We start from the raw sequence: 4,466 nt of genomic DNA, 5'->3' as shown, positions 1-4,466 counted from the left end.
AGTTGGCGAGCATAGAGATGGAAACTATATATGTATACCGAACTGGAATATCGGGAGTGAACTGGCAGGACTAAGAGATGTGTTTTGGAATGAGGAGCGGCTCAAAAAGTATACGAACCTGAACCAGGATAATGCAAAAGCAATAGCAAGAGCCATTGCAGAGGCAGACAGATGGATTGAGAAATATCATAAAGAGGAGTGCGGCTGATGCCGCACAAACCTCTCCAAACTTATGACAGAAAAATGAAAAGGTTTGTGACAGCGAGTGAGAGTAAGGCTGTGACAGCGGAAGGAATTAGCAACAAGATTGGAATAAGGAACAGAAACTTCAAGGGCAAAAAGATATCCCAATGAACGATGAAGGAATTCGCCAAATGAATGAACTTGCTGATAAATTGGCGGTGTTTGGGATACAGGCTGATGTTATCATTTCAAGTCCTTTGGAGCGAGCAAAGGAAAGTGCACAAATAATTGCTGATAGGATTGGGTATACAGAAGCGATAACCATAGATGCGATTTTTTTGGAGAGAAATTTTGGATCGTTAGAAGGAGTTAGATGGAATCCGGAATTGAATTTGGAAGATCCAAAGTATCAAGCAGAGTCGGTTTCAGATTTGTGTAACAGAGCCAAGAAAGCACTGAGCAAATATACATTTACAGATGATATAAACTATACAATTTATCTGACGAAAATACTTAACAATAAGTGTATGACTGTTTTTCTCAGCATTGTGGGATAGCCCCGAAGCTGAGTTTTTATTTGCTTGAAAACGTATTGATACAGCTGTATTATAAAAACGAAAATAAATGTTTCATAAATATGAGAGTGGTGTTATGGTAATTGATTATATTATAGAAAACTATACGGACGGTGAGCCTATTTTTTTGGAGGAGCTTCCATGCAAGTCCAAGGATTATCTCAGGCAGGAAATGAAAAAGCTTGTTGATGAAGGCAGGCTTGAGCGCTTGTATAACGGATTATATTATCTGCCATACACTACAATTCTTGGAACAAAAGGGAAAATCTCTATAGAAAAATACTTGGATAAGAAGTATTTGAATGCAGGTGGGAGAGTATCAGGGTACATTACAGGACTTCAATTGGCTAATCAATATGGTTTTACTACTCAGAATCCTTCATGCTATGAGATATGTAGCAATGAGGCTACGACCAAGCAGAGAAAACAGGATTTGGATGGAAATTCCATTATTGTTTATAAGCCGGTAGATACCATAGATGAGAAGAATAGAGCATCACTACAGTTTCTTGATCTTATGACAAATATCGACAAGTACAGTGAGATCAAAGGGAAAGAGCTGTCTAAGAAGCTGGTAAAGTATGTGAAAACAGCGGGTGTTGATTTTTCAATTGTCAAAAAGTATCTTCAATTCTATCCGGATAAGGTTTATAGAAATATATACCAGGTTGGGCTTATGGGGGAATTGATATAATCAGTATGGGCACAATATGCCTACACTTGCAAAAGAGATTTATTGCGCAAATGCAGATGGGAAATTGTAAGCCACATATTCCATGTTACAGGCTTGATGATTTTGAACAGGCATATACGCAGGCTGATATTTTGAAGGCTATTGAAAATGAGTAACAATAAAAAGCCTGTTGACTCTTCCCTTAGGGAACCCCTTAAGGTGGATTTATAAACAAAAAGGAGGTTCCGAAAATGGAAAAGAAAATGACATCAGGAGAAATGGCCAGGAAAGCTGGAGTATCACAGAAGGCAATACGTCTTTATGATGAAAAGGGGCTGCTTAAACCCACAGAATATTCTGAAGGTAACTATCGCCTATACGATGACGCAGCACTGCAGATTTTGGAAAAGATTGTGGCACTAAAGCAGATCGGGTTTTCTCTTGAAGAAATCCGGGATAATCTAAAGAGTGGTGAAGCCAGTGACATTAAGGGAGCGCTGGAGATTCAGCTGCAGAAAATGGAAGAAAAGAAATATCAGCTGGAGAAGATCACTGACGCAATTAAAAGAACTTTGGCACGAAAGGAAGAACTTGATTGGGATGATGTTGCCGGAATCGTACAGTATGTAAGTGCTGACCAGTCTGCTGATGAGCGCCACTGGGATGCACTTAAGCATACAAGTGGAGAACTTGACTGGTATGTGAGAATCTTCAGGTCTCTTGATCTTAAAGACGGCAAAAGAGTTCTTGACCTGGGATGCGGATACGCCAAGCTCTGGAGAAACAATTGGACTGATATTCCCAAGGGAACAAAGATTACAGGGTATGACATTCACGGCAGCTGGGCAGATGATTTTGCCGGGTTCATTCCTGAGAATAAAGATAAATTGCCTGAAGGCGTAGACATTAAGCTTGAATTTGCAGATCTTGAGGATGAGAAGACCTGGGATAAGATTGATGAAAGTGGCAATTATGACATGGTTATAGCTCATTACCTTGATTCTGAGATAAAAGATATCGAAACTATCTTGGCACATGCCAGCAAGGCTGTCGCTGAGGATGGTCTGTTTTCTTTCAACGGTGCTAACGTAGCAAACTGGAACAATCTCTTTAAAGAAGCTATTGAAGCTATTGGTGGAAACTCGTCATTTATAGATGAAACAATAGCTAGTCAGACAGAGAAGAGAAATCAGTACATAACCATGATGGAGAAGCATTTTGCAAGGGTGGAGTCAGTTCTTTTGCCTAATTTCTGGCATTACACTGACGCAAAAGAAATCGTGGAGAAGATGAAGGATTACTACAAGGCTCATGAGAAAGCTATTGCCGGATATGAGAACAAGCTCCTGGCATATTTTGAAGATAAAATTGAGAAAGACGGTGAGTTTGTGCTTGAGGCAAGAAGCCAGTTCTGGCATTGTTACAAGAGCAGACCTCTATAAGGAAATGGACGCACAGGAAACAAATGAATTGACAACCTGCATCTGCCTGCGATATCATAACAAACAATAAACCGATAAGGAGCACTTATGAATCAGCGCTATATGATTAACTACATGGTGATGATGTACAGACGTATTCGCTTATAGCTGATTTATCCACACAGCTGTGAGCCGATAGGTCTTATCTGTCTGTGTGGTTTTTCGTATACGAGGACTTTATGAAAAGCACAGGACAGATTGTAATCTGGTCATTGTGCTTTTTTTATTACAAAAAAGGAGGATCATGAAATGGGACTAGAAGGAAAAGAGCTTGAAGAGTTATACCTGAGGCAGTACTCAGGCGCAGGAGAAGAGTATCGTCTGTTCAGCACAAAAGTAAATGAAACAGAATTCAGATTGACCATGCACTACCTCCATAAATTTCTAAAACCCGGTGACAGGATCATAGATATAGGCGCCGGCTGCGGAGTTTATACTAACGCTCTGGCGGGTGAAGGCTATTCAATCGATGCTATAGACCTTCATCCGGACAACGTGGCCAGGATGAAGGAACTCTTTAAAGACGAAGAGAACATAAATGTTTATCAGGCCAATGCTATGGATTTAAAAGAGTTTCAGGATGATGCCTATAATCTGGTACTTGAGCTTGGCCCTGTCTACCATCTTCATAAGACACCGGAGAGAGTAGCAGCAATAAAAGAAGCTGTAAGAGTAGCTAAAAAAGGTGCGCCAATCTTTGTGGCATTTGTGCTTCAGGATGCTCCGCTTATACAGTACATATTCCAGCATGAGAATCCGGCTGAAGAGATAAAGACAATAGGTTATGAAAGAGACACAGCCAGAGTCACAGACAATACAGGATCATCCATATACCTTGATACTATACCTACTATAGATGAACTGATAGAACTGGTGTTACAAGAAGTGCCTGTCACAAAAGGTCCAAGATTTGCTCAGGATGGACTCTCGCACGTCATCAGGGACTCGGTAAACAATATGTCGGAAGCCTCCTATAACGAGTGGCTTCAGTACCTGGTTGCAACAGCTGAAAGGGCTGATCTGATGGGCTATTCCAATCATGTGGTGCAGGTTTTTATAAAAAAATGACCTGGGAGGAGCTTACTAAAAATGAGCGTCATTTTACAGAAAGCAAACAGAGAAGATATGCGTGAATTATTGCAGATGCAGGTAGATGCTTTTAGAGGTCTTTTGGCAAAATATCCTATGCTATAATGGTCCCTAGGGACGGGGACAATGTCATTTAGATAGTAAAAAACTTAAGAATAGTGTATCATTTAAGCCATGATAATTCCAAACACAATACAGCCAGTTCTCGGGTTTACGGTCAAAAATTCTATTTTTGAAAAAGGCAAACAGACAGTCTGGGGAGACTGCCTACTGAAAGGTATTAAGTTGTTTTGGGTTATCGGTAGAATAATGGTTCAGCTGATTGGCGGCGTATAATTCTTTTGAATTTACGCCCCGGTCGAACTGGTACTAAAAATCTATTAATCAATTTCTCGAGATCTTTTACCACTCCGATAACATAAAGGCGCACAAACTTCTGCATCTGCGTATGGTTAAAGTTATATT

General features: G+C 40.2%; 6 protein-coding genes. All 6 read left to right on the top strand.

What is annotated here, in order from left to right; all coding sequences use genetic code 11:
- On the top strand, window positions 1-208 hold a 208-nt coding region (locus G636_RS20665; RefSeq protein WP_035779790.1), incomplete at its 5' end, for a DUF6618 family protein.
- Complete coding sequence (locus G636_RS20405) at window positions 208-354, top strand: hypothetical protein (RefSeq protein ID WP_155832407.1); 147 nt, start codon at window positions 208-210, stop codon at window positions 352-354. The genes G636_RS20665 and G636_RS20405, both read left to right, overlap by 1 nt.
- Entirely contained in the window at window positions 351-740 is a 390-nt protein-coding gene (locus G636_RS19755; protein WP_051227049.1) for a histidine phosphatase family protein, read from the top strand. Before G636_RS20405 ends, G636_RS19755 begins: the two co-directional genes overlap by 4 nt.
- A gap of 94 nt (window positions 741-834) precedes the next feature.
- Window positions 835-1,452 carry a hypothetical protein gene (locus G636_RS0114280; protein ID WP_026508594.1) on the top strand — a complete coding sequence of 206 codons (618 nt, stop codon included), beginning with the start codon at window positions 835-837 and terminating at the stop codon, window positions 1,450-1,452.
- Between the two features lie 230 nt (window positions 1,453-1,682).
- On the top strand, window positions 1,683-2,873 hold the full coding sequence (locus tag G636_RS0114270) for a MerR family transcriptional regulator (protein ID WP_026508593.1): 1,191 nt from the start codon (window positions 1,683-1,685) through the stop codon (window positions 2,871-2,873).
- Between the two features lie 288 nt (window positions 2,874-3,161).
- A complete protein-coding gene (locus G636_RS0114265; protein ID WP_026508592.1) occupies window positions 3,162-3,980 on the top strand; it encodes a class I SAM-dependent methyltransferase in 819 nt (272 codons plus the stop codon).
- Window positions 3,981-4,466 lie beyond the last annotated feature (486 nt).

The organism is Butyrivibrio sp. MC2013 (assembly GCF_000424585.1).
In the GTDB taxonomy this organism is placed as follows: domain Bacteria; phylum Bacillota; class Clostridia; order Lachnospirales; family Lachnospiraceae; genus Butyrivibrio.
Note: the sequence above shows the minus strand (reverse complement) of the source record. Positions and strands in the feature narration are given on the sequence as shown.